Origin of the sequence: Candidatus Enterococcus moelleringii (assembly GCF_017377575.1) — a bacterium.
Classification (GTDB): Bacteria; Bacillota; Bacilli; order Lactobacillales; family Enterococcaceae; genus Enterococcus_A; species Enterococcus_A moelleringii.
Window position 1 is genome coordinate 13,206 of record NZ_JAFREM010000018.1, and the last position, 18,478, is coordinate 31,683.

The 18,478-nt window shown below is 43.9% G+C and carries 15 protein-coding genes; 9 read left to right on the forward strand and 6 right to left on the reverse strand.

Annotation, left to right across the window (positions count from 1 at the left end; all coding sequences use genetic code 11):
* The first annotated feature begins 5 nt into the window (after positions 1–5).
* The 3 genes from dnaK (at position 6) to JZO70_RS11225 (ending at position 3,769) form a co-directional block, all read left to right on the forward strand.
* Positions 6–1,835: a molecular chaperone DnaK gene (dnaK, locus tag JZO70_RS11215; protein ID WP_207673665.1), complete on the forward strand. Its 1,830-nt coding sequence runs from the start codon at positions 6–8 to the stop codon at positions 1,833–1,835.
* 153 nt (positions 1,836–1,988) lie between these two features.
* Positions 1,989–3,158, forward strand: coding sequence for a molecular chaperone DnaJ (gene dnaJ / locus JZO70_RS11220; RefSeq protein ID WP_207673666.1), 1,170 nt, complete (start codon positions 1,989–1,991; stop codon positions 3,156–3,158).
* A gap of 125 nt (positions 3,159–3,283) precedes the next feature.
* A complete protein-coding gene (locus tag JZO70_RS11225) occupies positions 3,284–3,769 on the forward strand; it encodes a DUF6678 family protein (protein ID WP_207673667.1) in 486 nt (161 codons plus the stop codon).
* Positions 3,770–3,803: 34 nt separating this feature from the next.
* Here JZO70_RS11225 and JZO70_RS11230 read toward each other — a convergent pair whose 3' ends face one another.
* Together JZO70_RS11230 and JZO70_RS11235 are read right to left on the reverse strand one after the other, a co-directional pair.
* On the reverse strand, positions 3,804–4,121 hold the full coding sequence (locus JZO70_RS11230; protein WP_242703903.1) for a DUF4387 domain-containing protein: 318 nt from the start codon (positions 4,119–4,121) through the stop codon (positions 3,804–3,806).
* A gap of 2 nt (positions 4,122–4,123) precedes the next feature.
* The gene (locus JZO70_RS11235; protein ID WP_207673668.1) at positions 4,124–5,485 is read right to left on the reverse strand and encodes an acyclic terpene utilization AtuA family protein; all 1,362 of its coding nucleotides are present in this window, start codon (positions 5,483–5,485) and stop codon (positions 4,124–4,126) included.
* 107 nt (positions 5,486–5,592) lie between these two features.
* On the opposite strand from JZO70_RS11235, the gene JZO70_RS11240 reads away from it, so the two are divergent.
* The gene (locus JZO70_RS11240) at positions 5,593–6,498 is read left to right on the forward strand and encodes a LysR family transcriptional regulator (RefSeq protein ID WP_207673669.1); all 906 of its coding nucleotides are present in this window, start codon (positions 5,593–5,595) and stop codon (positions 6,496–6,498) included.
* Positions 6,499–6,527: 29 nt separating this feature from the next.
* Here JZO70_RS11240 and JZO70_RS11245 read toward each other — a convergent pair whose 3' ends face one another.
* From JZO70_RS11245 to JZO70_RS11260, 4 genes are all read right to left on the reverse strand, one after another.
* Complete coding sequence (locus JZO70_RS11245; RefSeq protein WP_207673670.1) at positions 6,528–7,823, reverse strand: MATE family efflux transporter; 1,296 nt, start codon at positions 7,821–7,823, stop codon at positions 6,528–6,530.
* Positions 7,824–7,973: 150 nt separating this feature from the next.
* Positions 7,974–8,426, reverse strand: a complete 453-nt coding sequence (locus JZO70_RS11250) for a GNAT family N-acetyltransferase (protein WP_207673671.1) — start codon at positions 8,424–8,426, stop codon at positions 7,974–7,976.
* Between the two features lie 12 nt (positions 8,427–8,438).
* Positions 8,439–11,015 carry a bifunctional lysylphosphatidylglycerol flippase/synthetase MprF gene (mprF, locus tag JZO70_RS11255; protein ID WP_207673672.1) on the reverse strand — a complete coding sequence of 859 codons (2,577 nt, stop codon included), beginning with the start codon at positions 11,013–11,015 and terminating at the stop codon, positions 8,439–8,441.
* Positions 11,016–11,744, reverse strand: a complete 729-nt coding sequence (locus JZO70_RS11260; protein WP_207673673.1) for an alpha/beta fold hydrolase — start codon at positions 11,742–11,744, stop codon at positions 11,016–11,018.
* Positions 11,745–11,928: 184 nt separating this feature from the next.
* Between JZO70_RS11260 and JZO70_RS11265 the strand changes: the two genes are divergently transcribed.
* From JZO70_RS11265 to JZO70_RS11285, 5 genes are all read left to right on the forward strand, one after another.
* A complete protein-coding gene (locus JZO70_RS11265) occupies positions 11,929–12,558 on the forward strand; it encodes a lysozyme family protein (protein WP_207673674.1) in 630 nt (209 codons plus the stop codon).
* Between the two features lie 141 nt (positions 12,559–12,699).
* Positions 12,700–14,529 carry a DNA primase gene (gene dnaG, locus JZO70_RS11270; protein ID WP_207673675.1) on the forward strand — a complete coding sequence of 610 codons (1,830 nt, stop codon included), beginning with the start codon at positions 12,700–12,702 and terminating at the stop codon, positions 14,527–14,529.
* Positions 14,530–14,551: 22 nt separating this feature from the next.
* The gene (gene rpoD / locus JZO70_RS11275) at positions 14,552–15,661 is read left to right on the forward strand and encodes an RNA polymerase sigma factor RpoD (protein WP_207673676.1); all 1,110 of its coding nucleotides are present in this window, start codon (positions 14,552–14,554) and stop codon (positions 15,659–15,661) included.
* Positions 15,662–15,794: 133 nt separating this feature from the next.
* Positions 15,795–17,429 carry a cell division site-positioning protein MapZ family protein gene (locus tag JZO70_RS11280; RefSeq protein WP_207673677.1) on the forward strand — a complete coding sequence of 545 codons (1,635 nt, stop codon included), beginning with the start codon at positions 15,795–15,797 and terminating at the stop codon, positions 17,427–17,429.
* Between the two features lie 89 nt (positions 17,430–17,518).
* Positions 17,519–18,370 (forward strand): CvfB family protein, encoded by an 852-nt coding sequence (locus tag JZO70_RS11285; RefSeq protein ID WP_207673678.1) that lies wholly within the window; start codon positions 17,519–17,521, stop codon positions 18,368–18,370.
* Positions 18,371–18,478: the final 108 nt, after the last annotated feature.

Here is an 18,478-nt window from a genome sequence, read left to right on the forward strand (position 1 = left end):
CAATTATGAGTAAAATTATCGGTATTGACTTAGGAACAACTAACTCCGCTGTCGCAGTGTTAGAAGGCGGCGAAGCAAAAATTATTGCTAACCCAGAAGGAAACCGTACAACACCATCAGTTGTATCATTTAAAAACGGCGAAATTCAAGTAGGGGAAGTTGCGAAACGTCAAGCAGTTACTAACCCAAATACAATTTCATCTATCAAACGCCACATTGGTGAAGCTGGATTCAAAACAGAAATCGAAGGCAAATCATACACACCTCAAGAAGTTTCAGCAATGATCCTGCAATACATCAAAGGCTTTGCGGAAGACTACTTAGGGGAAAAAGTTGAAAAAGCGGTTATTACTGTACCAGCTTACTTCAACGATTCACAACGTCAAGCAACTAAAGACGCTGGTAAAATTGCTGGTTTGGAAGTTGAACGTATCGTCAACGAACCAACAGCAGCAGCATTGGCTTATGGTTTAGACAAAACAGACAAAGACCAAAAAATTCTAGTATTTGACCTTGGTGGCGGTACGTTTGACGTATCAATCCTTGAACTAGGCGACGGCGTATTCGACGTATTGTCAACAGCCGGCGACAACAAACTAGGTGGGGATGACTTCGATAACAAGATCATCGATCATTTGGTTGCTGAATTCAAAAAAGAAAACGGCGTAGACCTTTCATTAGATAAAATGGCAATGCAACGTTTGAAAGACGCTGCTGAAAAAGCTAAAAAAGATTTGTCAGGCGTAAGCTCAACTCAAATCAGCTTACCATTTATCACAGCTGGCGATGCTGGTCCATTGCATTTGGAAACAACATTGTCTCGTGCAAAATTTGACGAAATCACTTCTGATTTAGTTGAACGTACTAAAATTCCAGTACGCCAAGCCTTGAAAGATGCTGGCTTGTCACAATCTGAAGTTGACGAAGTTATCTTAGTTGGTGGTTCAACTCGTATTCCAGCGGTTGTTGAAGCAGTCCGCAAAGAAACTGGCAAAGAACCAAACAAATCAGTAAACCCAGATGAAGTAGTAGCAATGGGTGCTGCTATCCAAGGCGGCGTAATCACTGGTGATGTGAAGGACGTTGTTTTACTAGACGTAACGCCATTATCATTAGGTATCGAAACAATGGGTAGTGTATTTACTAAATTGATCGACCGCAACACAACGATCCCAACAAGTAAATCACAAGTCTTCTCAACAGCAGCAGACAACCAACCAGCCGTTGACATTCACGTTCTTCAAGGGGAACGCCCAATGGCCAGCGACAACAAAACTCTAGGACGCTTCCAATTAACGGATATTCCACCAGCACCACGTGGTATCCCTCAAATTGAAGTAACCTTCGATATTGATAAAAATGGTATCGTAAATGTGTCTGCCAAAGACTTAGGCACTCAAAAAGAACAAAAAATTACTATCAAATCTTCTTCAGGTTTGTCTGACGACGAAATCGAACGCATGGTGAAAGACGCAGAAGCAAATGCTGAAGCCGATAAAGCCCGCAAAGAAGAAGTTGACCTACGCAACGACATCGATGCTTTACTATTCTCTGTTGACAAAACATTGAAAGAATTAGAAGGCAAAGTTGACGCTGACGAAGTGAAGAAAGCCGAAGATGCTCGTGAAGAGTTGAAGGCAGCAGTTGAAGCCAACGACTTGGAACAAATGAAAGAAAAACGCGATTCATTAAACGAAATCGTACAAAACTTAACAGTAAAACTTTACGAACAAGCAGCGCAACAACAAGCGCAAGAAAACCCAGAAGCAGCGCAAGGCGGCGCCGACGATGTGGTTGATGCTGATTTCGAAGAAGTAGACGACGATGATAAATAATTAGCCAGTCGATAAAAAGCCAAAGTCATCGCTTTGGCTTTTTATTTTCCATTAAAAAATTGGCTTTTGCACCAAAAAATATCGGGAAAATATGCGTATTGATTTTGAATTATGATACAATACATAAGATGTGAATAAGATGGAGGGAAGCCAATGGCTAACAAACGAGATTATTATGAAGTCCTAGGAGTGCAAAAAGGGGCTTCAGATGATGAAATCAAAAAAGCGTACCGCAAGCTTTCCAAGAAATACCACCCAGATATCAATAAAGAAGCTGATGCTGAAGATAAGTTTAAAGAAATCTCTGAAGCATATGAAGTATTAAGTGATGCGCAAAAACGGGCAGCCTATGATCAATACGGTCATGCTGGTACCGATCCAAACTTTGGTGGCGGAGCTGGAGGCTTTGGCGGATTTGGTGGAGCAGGCGGTTTCGGCGGCGGCAATGCGGGATTCGGCTTTGAAGATATTTTTGAATCATTCTTTGGAGGCGGCGGTGGTCGTCAAGCCGATCCAAACGCACCACGACAAGGCGCAGACTTGCAATATTCTATCAATTTGGAATTTGAAGAAGCGATCTTCGGTGTGGAAAAAGAAATCAAATACAACCGTGAAGAAGTTTGTCACACTTGTCACGGAAACGGCGCTAAACCTGGTACTGAACCAGTTGTCTGTCATAAGTGTCACGGCGCAGGAACGGTTAACGTGGAACACCAAACACCACTTGGCCGCGTAATGAGCCGTCAAACCTGTGATGTATGTCACGGAACTGGTAAAGAAATCAAAGACCCATGTCCTACTTGTCATGGTTCAGGTCACGAAAAACGCCCTCACACTGTGAAGGTTAACGTGCCTGCCGGCGTAGAAGATGGTCAACAAATGCGTTTAGCCGACCAAGGGGAAGCTGGTGTAAACGGCGGACCTTACGGCGATCTGTATGTAGTCTTCAAGGTTTCTCAAAGCGACATTTTCGATCGAGAAGGCGCAGAAATTTACTACACCTTGCCACTAAGCTTTGTCCAAGCAGCACTAGGGGATGAAGTGGCGGTACCAACCGTTCACGGCGACGTGAAGTTGAAAATTCCGGCTGGAACCCAAACCGGCACGAAATTCAGACTTCGCGGAAAAGGTGCGCCAAAATTACGAGGTAATTCAACCGGTGACCAACAAGTAACCGTGCAAATTATCACACCTCGCAACCTAAATGATCAGCAAAGAGACGCTTTGCGTGCTTTCGCTGAAGCGGGTGGACAAAAAGTAACTGAACAAAAAGACGAAGGATTCTTTGGCAAAGTCAAAGACGCTTTCGGCGGTAAAAAATAGTTAAGAACGAATATAGGCCCAATCGGATGATTTTTCCGGTCGGGCCTATTTTTTCTGTGTATCGCTTTATCGAAAGGATGCTATACTTTTACTAAAGAAAGACAAACGAAATTGGGTGAGAGACAATGGAAGACTTCAGAACCTATTACGACAACTACAAAAGTATCGTGGCTGCGCAGCCGGATTTTATCCCGGATTTACGAAAAAACGTCAAACAAATCGTTGAGCAGAAACAATTGATTCCGCTGATGAATGACCTGAAGTGGCTCAAGCTGCAATACGGCATCAAAAAAGACTTCACATTTTCACCTGCTTATTTAGTGAAATGTGTTACTGATGAAACTGAACCGGATATTCGTAATTTCAGGAAAAATGTTCCGCGTTATCACGGCGTCTGGTCTAACTATTATGAAGAGGGCATGCCGGTTTTATTTACGATCCAGTGGCTGGAGGCGTATCCGAAATTTGAAAGATTCCAAGGCCGGCTGATTGAAGGTAAAGTTATCGATGAGTCTGAGAAGTTTAAGCAGCTGTTGGTGGAACTGCGGATTCCCTTTGAACAAATAGGTGACACCTTTAGAATCTACGGCTATAAAAATAAAGGAACATAAATTCTTGCACACAAGAATTTATGTTCCTTTTCAGTTAAGCTTTTTCCGGCAGCTCCAGAGTCAAAAGATTGGCATATTGCTGAGAACCATGCATATCACTTTCCCCCACACTTCCTTGCGGCCAAGGACGAGGGATGGTGATCTTGAATCCCCGCGCTGCCTCAAAGCTTTCGAAGGTAATAATATCTTCCGGGTCAATTTGATACAAGTCAGCAAAGACTTCCTTGGTCAGGACATTGCTATCGATAAAAAATTGATAATCCTCTTGCGTCTTAAATAGGATATCAAAGGTTATTTCGAAAGGACCAGAATTCTTACTGCGAATAACTTGGGCTAATTCTTGTAATTTCATAATTAGTTGACCTCCTTAACGGTAACTGGAAATTGAGCAGTCGGATCGCTGATCGTCATCAAATGATAGACGTTGAATTGGCACACTTTACCCAAAGGAATTTCTAACGGCGTAAAAGGCATACCCACATTTCCAGAAGTTGCTACCCGATTCGGATAATGATAATGCAGCAAGGTTGTCCGAATACGATTCACGATTAGCTGTGCCATTTCTTGAGTCGGTGAAGCTACTTCAGCAATTACACACAGTTCGTGGCCTAACTCGTTTGATAAAGACTCCAAGTTTTTCATAATGGCATTTTTACCGTATGGATGGAAAATGATTTGGCTTTGTTCGCATTCCTCCGGCAGCTCAGTTTCCGTTTGTTTTTGCACATAGTCTAGGACATCATCCAGCTGACTGATCAAAATTGGGTCCCGCAAGCCCATCACGGTAATGGAACGGTAGCCAACGACTTTCGCTCCTTCTAATTTGATCTGGTACTCTTCAGTGGGAACAAAAACACTTCCTGATACTCGGGCAATTCGCTCCGTTTCGGCTTCAAATTTGCAGTCCTTTAGCAGTAAAGCCCCGCCTGGTCCCGGCAAATGGGTGGGACTACTTTTTTCGTACATCGTATGGGCAGCAACGGTATGAGGCAGAGCTTTTGAGTTCGGATTCATCGGTTCAATTAAGAAATGATCTTTACGCAAGGTACCCAGGGCAGTTTTACCAGCCGGCACGCAGCAAATCGCACCACATTCAATGATTTTCCCCATATGCCAAGCTAAAGCCGGATCAAAGCCGTAGTAAATTCCCACAGCAGCAGTTGGGGCCGGGTCATAGCTTCGTCCCCCGACAATCACATCAGGAAAGCCGGCTTTATCCTGTAGTAAAGCAAGATAAGGTTCAGCCCCCATTTGAGCGGTAACGACAGTGGCTTGCTCAATTTCTTCATCAGTTAATTCCGACACGTTGGTCATTGCAGCAACTTTTCCAGCTTGTAAAGCATCTTTGATTTGATCCTTTGGAATATCACTATAGATCGAAGCGATTTTAAGGGTCAATCCCTGATCCTGGGCAATTTTTTCGATGATTTCTACAAACAAATCCACGTGCTGATTGGTGCCGTCTCCGCCAGCTGAGCTGATAATCAACGGAATGCCCGCTTCTTTTGCGGCTGGGACTAAGATCGCTAGCTCTTTTTCATAGGCAGCTTCAGGGCAGGTCATCTCGCCTAATGCCAGTTTTTGCGGTCCACTATCGGTGGAGCCAGCATCCACCACAACAGCATGAGGCTCCCGCGCCATTCCTCGTTTGAAATCTTCAATTGGAAACCCATAACCTAACATGCCGTTTGGAACTAAAATACGCAGTTCATCCATGTAAATTCCTCCTATTTATTCTAATAACTCTATTGTATAATCAAGAGTGAGGATCGTCTAATACGATTAAACGATCAAGAGTATCTGTTAAACCGATAGGAGAAAACATGCTGTCTAAAAATTATCATTACGTGATCACTGTAGCTGAAACCGGCAGTTTTTCTAAGGCCGCCAAGCAATTATTTATCGCTCAGTCCTCGTTAAGCCAATACATCAAAAATCTGGAAGAGGATTTAGGCGTATTTCTATTTGACCGCCGAACCAAGCCGATTACATTGACTCAGGCAGGGGAGCAGTTTGTAAAAACAGCTTATGAAATTCGTTATCTAGAAGAAAAGATGGAAAAGCAGCTGACCCAACTGCAAGTAGTGAAGATGGGAAGCTTGAAGATTGGGATTACCAGGTATTGGGGGAGTCTGCTTCTACCTAGGATTCTCCCGGAATTTCAGGTTCGCTATCCGGAAGTGGAATTGAAAATTATCGAAGGCCGGACCATCGATGTAATGGAGCGTTTAGAAAAGAAACAGGTGGATATTGCCTTTTTTACGCCGCCTACTCACTACACGCCAGACGATAAGTTTGCTTACGACATCATTTATCGTGAAGAAATCATGCTGGCTTTGCAGCAAAAAATATTGCCAGGTAAAAATCAGCTGCCAGAAAAAATCCACTCAGAACAGCTGGGGAAAATCCCGTTTATTTTACTGCGAAGAGGGCAGAAGTTACGGCAAATTGCCGACTCATTTTTTCAAGCCGGCGATCTGTTGCCGACTATCTTAATGGAAACGGAAAATATCACAACAGCGTATAAATTAGCCAGTGTTGGCTTTGGTGCTACTCTTGTTCCCAGCAGAATTAACGAGTTAACCAATCCGGTTGGACCGATTCAGCATGTGCATTTCGAGAAGCCGATCTATTGGTCGTTAGCAGCCGTCTATGAAAAAAATACTGCTACCACAGATTTTTTCGATTATTTATTAATGCTGTCCAAAAAGAATATTCTATCCAACTAAAAAAAGCGGCAAATTCGCCGCTTTTTGTTTTAAACCAAATCACTTTTTTTTACCTGCAGCTGCCAATATTGACGCAGGAAGAAGACCGACATGCCCAAGGTGATAATTTCTGTAATCGGCAGGCTGATCCAAACCCCGAATAAATCAAAGGCTTTCGCCAGCAAAATCACCAACGGAATCAGCAGGAAATACCCCCGTGACAAGGCCAGTACAAAGGATTGCTTGGCTTGACCTACTGCTGAAAAGAAGATACTGAAAACTACGTTAAAACTGGAAGCAAACAGGGAAATAAAGAAAATCGGAATCCCATATTCCGCAATTTCCGTCAGCATTAAATTGCTGTCCCGGTTAAAGACTTGGATAATCGGATATTTGAAAAAGAACAAGACAACATACAAAACCACACCTAAAGTAAAGCTGACCTTCAAGCCGTAACGCAGAATCTGCTGAATACTTTTATCATCCTTGATGCTAGCTGCTCTACTAACCAGCGGCTGAATCCCTTGCGCCACCCCAGTGAACAAGGACAAGCCGACAATTAAAATGTTCGCCAACACACCATAAGCTGCTACCGCAATATCTCCGCTCAAGGCCAACAACACTTGGTTAAAGACCAGAATACTCACCCCGGTACTCATTTCCGCTAAGAAAGAAGACAGTCCCAATTGGGTGCTTTTCCAAATCGTTTTGAATTTCGGCATCGCCCAAGACAAACTGATTTTCCGTTTTGAGTAGTTGCGATGGGTACATAAAATTGCCAAGCTGACTACCGGTGATAGCACGGTTGCCAAGGCTGCTCCAGCCATTCCCATATGAAAAATGAAAACAAAGACATAGTCAAAGACAATATTAAACAAGCTGGAACTGATCATGGCTTTCATGGCCAGCTGCGGATTCTGATCGTTACGAATAAACGCCAAGCACAAATTGTTTAAAATAAAGAAGGGAGCCATCACCATAATAAAGCGCATATAGGTGACAGTGTAGCCAATCGCATCATTACTTGCCCCTAAGAATTGCGCAATCGGATGGACAAAGAAAATGCCCAGTACGGTAAAGATCAAACCGATGAGTGCCCCAGCCATCACCAGCTGTGAAAAATAGTTGTTCTTGCCAGACTTCAAGGAAAACAGGGTAGCCCCGCCCATGCCCAGCAATAAACCTAAACCCGTTAACAAATTGAACATCGGCAGCGCAATGTTAAGCGCTGTCAATCCTAACACGCCAACTCCATTGGCAATAAAGAATGTGTCCGCCAAAATATACAACGACAAACCTAACGTACTAAACACACTACGCGTTACATAACCTCTAATTTCTTTCATCCTTAACAACCTCCAAAAAAAGAGAGCAGCTGCTATCCCCCTTCAATGGCCTATGGGATAGTCAACTACTCAAAGCAAAACCCGGCGATTTTGCTCAAGTGTCCGTTTAATTTCCTTTATTCTAGCAAGTCTTGCAGCAAAAGGCAATCTTTATTTTGAAAAAGAATAAAACATAATCCGCTCACCGTTAGCCGGATCGTGTTTCCCGCTGTCAATAAAACCGAAGCGTTCGTAATAAGCAAAGATCTTTTCGTTCTCTTCATGGGCACTAAGATAAACTTTTTCTACGCCAAAATTTGTCTGCATATAATCCAGCAGCAAAGGAATAAAATGCTTGCCGTAGCTTTGACCCTGGAAGTGCTGATCCATCATAATCCGATCCAGCCACATACTTTCATCACGATGGGCACCAATCATGGCAAAGCCTACCATCGTATCACCATCATATAAAGCTAAGGGATGCCAGTTTAGTGAACGATCATAAGCTGCCTCCAGCAAAGACTGCGCATTGCTCTCGATAAAATCCCTTTGCTCAGGCTGGACACTTAGCTGAGCTACCTGCCGCCAATTGTCTTGGTTGACTGGTTGAATTGTTAAGTCCATTCTTTTCACCCCCTAATCCTTCATAATCAATCGTTTCAATCCTCGCGGACGTTTCTGCTGCTGCACCGGCGCGTTGTCGGTAATCAATAAAGCAATCATCACATAACCAATCCAACTGTCGCGAGAGTAAAGCACATACTCCGGAATCCATTCGGTCGCATATTTTTCCTTATATTCCTTCAACCCGCCAAAAGAATAGAAGCGAGAGCCGAAGTTGTAGACTAGATAAGCAATCCGTTCTTGAATAAAGCTCTTGCGGGAAGTGCCCACGTTGGCTAACGGCGCCATTCCCAGGTCGAAATATTGAATTTCCTGATCCCGCATGTATTCAAACAAGTTAATAAACAAGAAATCCATTGTTCCACCAGGAGCTTTAGAAGGGCTGTGGCGCATCAAGTCGATGGTACCAATTTCCTTGGTATATGTTGGCATAAAATTGGCAAAAGCCACAATCTCGTCTTCGCTGTTTTTCACCACCGCAATCGGTGCCCGCTGCAAGTAATCCTCTGAGAAGAATCCCAGCGAGAAGCCTTTTTCCTTACGGCCATTCAACCATTCATCGGAAACTAATTTCAGTTGTGCCATAATAGCCGGATCAAAAGGCGGCTGCAGCACTTCAAAACGGAAGCCTTGCTTAATATTTTTGTTAAAGCTGGCACGCTGCCCCTTCATTTTCTTGCCGCTCAAGGTGAAGTCCGGCAAATAAACATGAGCCTTTTCACCAAACTTAATGAAGTCATAGCCGAATTCATGCAGCGTCATTACCATGTCTTCACTATTTTCGTAAAAGACCGGTGAATAATTGTATTGATCTGCGGTCTGGATCAAAGCCACCGTCGCCGCTTCAAAGTCCGCCTGCTTCCCAGAAGGATCTCCCATCACCAACAGCTTATTATTAAAGGTTGCCAACTGGAAATAGACCGTATCCGCTTCGCCGTCATTATAAATGAAGACTTCTTTATCCTTCAAAAAAACCAACTGACTGTCAGGATTTCCACCATAAGTCGTTAAAATAGTCTGTACCCGATCTTCGTCCAGCGCTTCACCAACCTTGATTCGCTTGCCCTTCAAGAATTTAACGAATAGCAAGACAATCACTGAAACCAGCAAAATTGCCACAAAGCCCGCCATCCAAATATCTTCACTAGGGAACAAGAAAAATTCCGGCAGGTGATGGCGATGATGAATCGTCGGACTGTTGTAAACACCGATAATGATGTAAAGCAGCGTCAAGCCGCCGATAATCACACTGTCAATCGTCAGCCATTCCGCACCGTAAACCAGTTGCTCCCGATACAATTCACCCCTAGTGAAAATGACGAACAGCAGCAGTAATACAAGGAACAATCCGGTTGAAATACGAAAGCCCGCTGCTGCCGAATAAAGTCCGGTTAAAACCACCAGCACAATCGTAGGATAATAAGCCCGTTTCACTCGGGCTGCAACTCCGCGACCAGCAATAATCAAAAGGAATCCCAGTAAAATTGCTGGAAAAACTACAATCACCCGCGAGTGAATCGGATTCAGCTGCCGCAGGAAGCGAAACCGCACAAAAGCTTCCGGAATCGTCGCCGACAACACCAGCATAATCCCAGTGAAATACAGCAAAAAGCTCTCGATTTTATGTGCCAGCTCTTTCAGCAAATCAATCGGAATATTGTTGTAGCGCTCATTCAAGGTAGTGCCGATATTTTTGATAAACAGCACAATCCCAATCAAAAAAGGAATAATGTAATAAAACAGCCGATACAGCAAGATCCAGGCCACCACGGTTTCCCGATTGATCCCTAGCGCTGACAAACCAATAATCATCATCAAGTCAAAACTGCCCAGCTCACCAGGAATCATGGAAACAATCCCGATTACTGTCGCCGCAATAAACAAGGGAACCACCTGAAGCACATTCAGCTGCACACCCATTAACAAACCAGTCGAGATAAACGCGACCAACACGCCGGTCCATTCAAGGAAGGAAGCAGCCACCAGCTGCAGCCGATCCTTGTTTTTTAAATCCCCTAAATATTCCCCTTTGCCAAAGACACTCAAGCCGAAAACAATCGGAAAATACAACCCGCCGCCAATCAGCCAAATCCAATACTGTTTCAAATACTCGTTGTTTTGATCAAACACTACTAAGAAAAAGGAAATCAGGGCAAAAATAGACAGCCCAGACATAGTAAAAACTAAGATTTTAGACAAAGCCTGAACCACTTTTTTACCAGAAGAATCCTTGCCGTAAAACTCCGAACGCAGCCCAGCGCTGATAAATCCGCCAAAGCCGGCAATGTTATTTAATGTGTTGATCAGCCAGCTGGTTTCCAGCAAATAAAGCAGCTTCGGTTTTTGGCCTAAAAGACGATTCAAAATAAGATCATAGCCAAACATCGGGGTAATCGCCACAAAAGAAATAAGAGCCATCAAAACAATATTCCCTTTATTAATATCGCTGAAAATCGTTCCCAACTGATCAAAGGAGATGGTTTTACCAATATTTCCCAGCTCCACTCCGACGATTACAATGACCGACAGCAGGAAAATCACCTTCAGCTTTTTAGCATGTGCTTGAAACCAATTGATGAGTTTTTTCACCTAATCACTCCCATCCTCTAATAAAAATTGCAGCACCTCTTGGTTAAAACGTTTCGGGTTGCGCCGGGCAAACATATGTCCTTGACCAGAAACCAACGCAAAGCTGGCATCAGGAATCGAACGAGCAATGTACATAGAGTGCTGCGTCTTAACAACATCGTGCTTGCCAACAATAACTAACGTCGGTGCTGTAATTTGTTTCAAATCCGCCGTTGACAACCCGATGTCACGAAACAGCAGGCGTAAAATTGGCAGGAAATTCCGCATGCCGATATCAAAAAAGGCCCCCAGCCAAACGATGGCGTACTGAATATAGCTGCCAATATGGGGAAGCAGTCGAATCCCATCTGGCCGCGTATTGCCGGCATTTAGAATCAAGTGGTCCACCTTGTCAGGATACAAAAAGGCAAAGACCATCGCCAAATTCGCACCGTCGCTAAAGCCTAATAAATCAGCCACGGTTAGCTGCTCGGCATTCATAATGTGCAGCAGATCCTCCGCCATTAATTGAAAACTAGTTTCACTCTGAGTATTGGTCGATCTGCCATGTCCGCGGCTGTCTACCACGAACACGTTAAAATGCTTACTGAAGCTGTTAATTTGCCGGGAGAAGTACTTGCCGCTGCCGCCGTTGCCGTGCAACAGGAACAAAGCCGGTCCTTCGCCATATTTTTCATAATAAATTTGCGAGCCGTCAGGCATAATCGCAGTCGTTTTTTCACTCTTCAAAAAATCACCTACTGCTATTAGTATACCGATTTTTAAGGGGGATGAACAATAATTCAGACGCAGCGCAAAATTAAGCCTTTTTTAGTAATGATTAAAGAAATATAAAATGCTTTAGATTCTCTTTCAAAAGAGCGATGCCTTCTTGTACTATATAGAAAACAGCGGATAGTTTGGATGGAATCGAATGAAATTTCTTAGAAAACTTTTTAAATGTATCGTCATTTTTCTTTTACTATTAAGCATTATGGCGGGTCTTTTTGTAGGGTTCAGGACTTATCAATTTACTAATAATGTGAATCAGCACCGGCAAAATGTGGAAACTGTCGCCAACGAACAGGGGGTCGGCGAGTTTACTGACACCATTTTAGGTATTATGTACACCGAATCTAAAGGAATCGGCACTGATTTGATGCAAAGCTCCGAAAGTGCCTATGGCAGCCGCGGGCAAATCAGCACGCAAGAGGAAAGTATCCAATACGGCGTGGAGCACTTTGCCCAAGCCTACCAGCTGAGCCAACAGGCCGGCTGCGACTTGTCCACTGCGGTGCAAGCCTACAACTACGGCTTTCAGTACATCGATTATGTGAAAAGCAAGGGCGGGAAAAATTCCGTCGAATTAGCTGAGGCCTATTCTCGAGATGTCTTATCACCTGGCCTGGGCAACGTCACCCAAAACCAGTATCGCTATGTAAAAATCCAAGCTTTGCTTTATAATGGCGGGTACCTTTACAGTGATGGCGGTAACATGTTTTATGCCGATATCGTAGACATGAACGAACGGTTAGTAGACTGGTTTTATCAGATTCAAAAATGATCCCGAAAGCTTGAAAAATACTGAAAATATGCTATAATGATATTTGTATAATTTTGCCTTAAAAGTCGCTCTGATCAAGAAATGAATTGGGGCGATTTTTGTAGCTGTTATTGTATTTTTTGGAAGCTCAGGTGAGGATAATTGGCACAAAGAATTCCACAACAGGTAATTGATGAAGTTCGTGAGCGAACCGATATTGTTGAGGTGGTTGGACAATACGTTCAGCTGAAGAAGTCAGGCAAGAATTATGTGGGACTGTGTCCGTTTCATGAGGAAAAGACGCCATCGTTTTCAGTAGTAGAAGACAAGCAGATTTTTCATTGCTTCGGCTGCGGCAAGGGTGGCAATGTGTTTACCTTTTTGCAGGAGCTGGAGGGACTAAGTTTTCCAGAATCAGTCAAAAAAGTTGCCGACATGGAGCAGATTTCGCTGGGCGTTGAGATTTCAACTGAACCAGCAAATGAAAATGCCGGTCGTCAGCAGCCGTTGATTGCATTGCACGAAAAAATTCGTGACCTGTACCATCACATTTTGGTAAATACGAAAGCCGGCGAAGAAGCTTTAGCCTATTTGCACAAACGAGGATTAAGCGATGAGCTGATCAATGAATTTAAAATCGGCTTTGCGCCGAATCAACGGGATTTTCTAGTACAAGTCTGTCAAAAGGACCGGGTGCCAGAGGACGTAATGGCCCGCAGCGGACTCTTTATTCAACGAGACGATGGCCGCTTTAGCGATCGCTTCTATCAACGGGTCATGTTTCCGTTAAATGATGCGCGAGGGAAAACGATTGGTTTTTCTGGCCGTTTGCTGCAAACCAAAGATTTTCCTGGCGAAGATCAGCCGAAGTATTTGAACTCGCCGGAAACGGAACTGTTTAACAAACGGGAGGTCTTGTTTAACTTTGACAAGGCCCGCAATGAGATTCGCAAGCAAGGGGAAGCCATTCTGTTTGAAGGCTTTATGGATGTGCTGGCTGCTTGGCAGGCCGACATCAAAATTGGTTTGGCCTCCATGGGAACCAGCTTAACGGAGCAGCAGATCATGGCGATTGAACGGATCACCAGTCATGTGATTGTGGCTTACGATGGCGATAAGGCCGGATTAGCCGCGACCGATCGCGCCTTGGCAATTTTAGGCGCCCACAGTCGGTTAAGTTTATCCGCTGTAACCATTCCGGAAAAGCTGGACCCCGACGAATACTTGCGTAAATACGGGGCCGAAGAGCTGCGGAATTTATTGCAGCATGGTCGGCAGACGCCGTTTGTTTTTAAGATGCATTACCGCAAAAAAGATGTGAATTTAGATAACGAAGCCGATCGTTTGGATTATTTAAACGGATTGGTGGATGAGTTAGTGAAGGTTCAGTCACCGGTGGAGCAGGATTTATATCTTGGTCAGTTGGCTAACGAATTTAACCTAACAAGAGACAGCTTAAAACAGCAGCTGAGGCAGGCGCGCCAGACATCACGAATGGAACGCCGCCAGCAAACGCCGCAACACAGCAACAACGCGGCTATGATTACCGTTGCACCCAAGCCCGTTCTGACCCAACAGGAGAAGGCGGAACGCATGCTGATTTATCGTGCAATCCATGAAACTAGTGTACGAGAACAGCTGGTGCAGCAAGAATTTCAATTTATCCATGATCGCTATCAAGAGTTGCTACTCTACCTTGATAGTTATATGATGGTTCATGGACAGTTCGTATTGGCGGACTTTTTGAACTATTTAAAAGAAGATGCGATGAAGCAGTTAGTCATCGATATCTCAGTGTTACAAATGTCAGAAGATAGCAATGAACGTGAAATCTATGACCTGATGCAGGTGATTGCCCAATCTGGCATAGCTGATGAAATCAAACAACGGCAAAAAGAGCAGCTGGAAGCCAGAAAAACGGGAAACCAGCAGCGGGAATTAGAGTTAACGATCCAAATTATCGAATTGACCAAGCGCTTGAAACAAGCCTAAATGTGAAAGGGGCATTTATTTAATGGCAGACGTAAAAAATAATAAAGAATACCAAACAGCTTTAGCAGCACTTCTTAAGGAGAAAAAACCGTTGGGACAAGTCGTTTACGACGAATTGACCAACCGCTTGGCAACACCTTTTTCTTTAAACGCTGAGGCAATGGATGCGTTAATCCAAAAGGTTGAAGATGCCGGGATTAGTGTAGTGGACGAAAATGGTGAACCTTCCAAGGCTAGCTTAAAGACAAATGAAAAAGTGGCGAAACAAGCCCAAGTTGAAGATTTATCTGCCCCTACTGGAGTTAAAATCAATGACCCTGTACGTATGTACTTAAAAGAAATCGGTCGGGTACCATTGTTAACGGCCGAAGAAGAAGTTCAATTGGCATTATTAATTGAACAAGGCGATCAAGAAGCAAAACAACGCTTAGCTGAAGCCAACCTGCGTTTAGTAGTAAGTATCGCAAAACGCTACGTGGGCCGCGGCATGCAGTTCCTGGATTTAATCCAAGAAGGTAACATGGGATTAATGAAGGCTGTTGAAAAATTCGATTACCGCAAAGGATTCAAATTCTCCACCTATGCTACTTGGTGGATTCGTCAAGCGATTACTCGGGCGATTGCCGACCAAGCACGGACCATTCGGATTCCGGTGCATATGGTTGAAACCATCAATAAATTAATTCGCGTACAGCGTCAATTACTGCAAGATTTAGGCCGGGAACCAACGCCTGAAGAAATCGGAGCAGAAATGGATCTGCCAACTGAAAAAGTTCGCGAAATCCTGAAAATTGCTCAGGAGCCTGTTTCGTTGGAAACGCCAATTGGTGAAGAAGATGATTCACATCTAGGTGACTTCATCGAAGACCAGGAAGCAACCAGCCCAGCTGAACATGCCGCTTCTGAAATGTTGAAAGAGCAATTAGAAGACGTGTTGGACACCTTGACAGACCGGGAAGAAAACGTGTTGCGTTTACGTTTCGGTTTAGATGATGGACGTACCCGTACATTAGAAGAAGTCGGTAAAGTCTTCGGCGTAACTCGTGAACGGATTCGTCAGATTGAAGCCAAAGCCCTGCGCAAACTTCGTCATCCATCTCGTTCAAAACAACTAAAAGATTTCCTAGAATAATTTATGAGGCATTTGTCCACCGGACAAGTGCCTTTTTTCTATTTTTTTATTTAAAATAGCCGGGAAGTTATTGGAACTAATGGAAAGATGTGGTAGATTAAGGCGTAAGATTTAGAAAAGGAGCCGATTTCAATTGCATAAATGTCCTAACTGCCGATTTGAACCTGTCGACGGATTAGAAACTTGTCCCAATTGTGGTTTTTCCTTAGTGTCAGCCAATGACACTTTGCCTAAAGATAAAAATGATGAGATTGAATGGTCTGAGTTATCTCAGCTGTCAGTTGAATCTGTCCAAGAAATGTTTGCCGAAAACGAAGCAGACGCGACGGATAAAAATGAAAAAACCTCAACTGAAGAAGACGCGGTCGATACCAATCCAATTTTGGCGCAATATATCCGAGAACATAAAGGCGAATACATTCCGAGAAGAGATGTAGGACCCGAAAAGCCAGCCGAACCTGAAGAAACTAAAGCTGTCGAAGCTGAAGTTCCAGCTGAACCCGAAGTTCCCGTGGAAACTGAATTACCGGTTGTCGACGAAGCACCGGCTGAAGAGCCAGTAACGATCGCTGCTGCCAACGTTTCGGAACCCGTGGAAACACCGGAGGCTGCTGCCGAGCCGGAAGCCGAAGCACCAACGCAATCCGAAACAGAAAAAGCGACTAACCCGACACCTCAGCGTCCTCGTAAAAAGAGCCGCAAAAAATGGTACATCACCCTAGCTGCCGTAGCAGTACTAGGAGTGGGCGGCACTTATTACTACCAAAGCGAAAAAGAAGCTGAAGCACAACGGGTAGCGGAAGTGAAGAAGGAAAATCAAGAAATTGATGCCTTGGAGGAAACAATCCAAGAATTCTACACTGACGATAACTTAGTTTATTTAAAGGCCGATAAGGTTGGACAAAACACCAGTAAATTAGCCGAAGAAATTGCGAAATACAAAGACAGCTCTCGTTATGATGACCTGGATGCGTCCTATGACCAGCTGGTTGACAAAATGAACAGCATTCAAGAAGTCAACCTGTTGTTCACTAATCCGGCAATTAACGGCGATAAGCTGGCGGATAATTTACAGTTAAAAGCTGATCAGCCAGTGGACTTAACCGTCAACACCAGCGATCAAAGCTTTAACGATCTGTTGAATCAAGCCGTAGACAAAGCCAAAGAACAATATGGTAAAGTTGAGGCGGCCAAAAAGGCCCTTAACGGATTAGTTCAAGATGGAACAGTCGTAGAAGGTGTCACCCGTGACCAATACAACGCAGCCAATGACGCGGTGAATGCGGTGGCCAATCAAGAATTAGTCAAGACGCAAAAAGCGGATTTGACGAAGGTTGATCAAGAACTAACCGATAAAGAGAAAAAAGCCGAAGAAGAAAAGCAAGCAGCTGAAAAAGCGGCTAAAGAAAAGGCCGAGCAGGAAGCTGAAGCAGCTCGCCGCAATCCAAGCACGAATTCCGGCGGTGCCAACCAACCGATTATGGACACAGACCCAAGTCAGGCCTCTGACTTAAGTAATGCAGCTTGGGGCTGGAATCCTGGCGTGAAGGAAAAAGTAATTCAAACCTGTATCGACCGCGGTTATATCACTGAAGGCGGCTATTTCGTAGAACCTGCCCGCATCGAAAACGGCGAAGGCTACTACAATTTATACGCAACCACTAATCAAGCATCACTAACTAGAAATATGAGTCCATCCGATTTGCCAATGTACGTTGTTACAATTAACTGTAAAACAGGTTGGTTTAGAGGAAATGGCGGCAATTAACCATTAAGCCGGGGAATGATTTCCCTGGCTTTAACTATGAATAAAGCCTTTTATCAAGCACATTATAGAGAAACAAGAGGAGAACAAAGATGAATGAATTATTAGGACAAGTGTTTACTGCACTTATTATGGATGAAAACGATCAAACCTTTTTCGTCCAAAAAAACGGCGTTACCTTCCGCCTAGTTACCGACAAAGAATACAAAATCGGCGATGCTGTGGAAGGCTTTGGCTACATTAATCAGAAAAAAGAAGCCATTTTTACTACTGAATTACCGAAAGTACGGATGGGCCAATACGCATTCGGCGAAGTAACCAACGTGCGTCGCGACTTAGGTGTCTTTGTGGATATTGGCTTGCCTGATAAGGACGTCGTTGTTTCCATGGACGAAATGCCAGCAATGAAAGAGCTGTGGCCGAAAAAAGGCGACCGCTTAATGATCAGTCTGCGAGTAGATGACAAAGAACGCTTATGGGGCACGTTAGCGGATGAAGAGATTTTTCTTTCACTAAGCCGCAAAGGGACCTCTGAAATGCAAAATGAAAACAAGCAGGGAACCATCTATCGCTTGAAGGTAATCGGTTCTTTCTTGATTACCGACGACTTATACTTAGGCTTTATCCACCCTTCTGAACGCTACCGCGAGCCGCGACTGGGTGAAGTAGTCGAAGCACGCGTGATCGGGGTACGTCCAGACGGCGCATTGAACATGTCCTTGAAACCACGGGCCCACGAAGTAATCAACGACGATGCAGCTATGATTTTAACCATGCTTCAGCGTAAAGACGACCATCGCTTACCGCTTTGGGACAAGTCAAGCCCGGAAGACATTAAGCAAGCCTTTGGCATTAGTAAAGGTCAATTTAAACGAGCAATTGGTCATTTATTAAAAGAAAAACTGATTATTCAAGAAGACGGCGAAATTCGTTTGAAAAACTAATTGAGAATCACTTGCGAAACTGCTAAGGATAAATTATAATGATTCTTATCAGAATAAGGAAAAGCAAGAAGTTTATTTATAATAATTCTAAACAAGCAGGAGGATTCC

What these genes read in the sequence shown, in the direction of transcription:
- JZO70_RS11285 (WP_207673678.1), top strand. Translation starts at nt 17,519, where the DNA reads ATGAATGAATTATTAGGACAAGTGTTTACTGCACTTATTATGGATGAA.
- dnaK (WP_207673665.1), top strand. Translation starts at nt 6, where the DNA reads ATGAGTAAAATTATCGGTATTGACTTAGGAACAACTAACTCCGCTGTC.
- rpoD (WP_207673676.1), top strand. Translation starts at nt 14,552, where the DNA reads ATGGCAGACGTAAAAAATAATAAAGAATACCAAACAGCTTTAGCAGCA.
- JZO70_RS11245 (WP_207673670.1), bottom strand. Translation starts at nt 7,823, where the DNA reads ATGAAAGAAATTAGAGGTTATGTAACGCGTAGTGTGTTTAGTACGTTA.
- JZO70_RS11265 (WP_207673674.1), top strand. Translation starts at nt 11,929, where the DNA reads ATGAAATTTCTTAGAAAACTTTTTAAATGTATCGTCATTTTTCTTTTA.
- JZO70_RS11235 (WP_207673668.1), bottom strand. Translation starts at nt 5,485, where the DNA reads ATGGATGAACTGCGTATTTTAGTTCCAAACGGCATGTTAGGTTATGGG.
- JZO70_RS11225 (WP_207673667.1), top strand. Translation starts at nt 3,284, where the DNA reads ATGGAAGACTTCAGAACCTATTACGACAACTACAAAAGTATCGTGGCT.
- JZO70_RS11240 (WP_207673669.1), top strand. Translation starts at nt 5,593, where the DNA reads ATGCTGTCTAAAAATTATCATTACGTGATCACTGTAGCTGAAACCGGC.
- dnaJ (WP_207673666.1), top strand. Translation starts at nt 1,989, where the DNA reads ATGGCTAACAAACGAGATTATTATGAAGTCCTAGGAGTGCAAAAAGGG.
- JZO70_RS11230 (WP_242703903.1), bottom strand. Translation starts at nt 4,121, where the DNA reads ATGAAATTACAAGAATTAGCCCAAGTTATTCGCAGTAAGAATTCTGGT.
- JZO70_RS11250 (WP_207673671.1), bottom strand. Translation starts at nt 8,426, where the DNA reads ATGGACTTAACAATTCAACCAGTCAACCAAGACAATTGGCGGCAGGTA.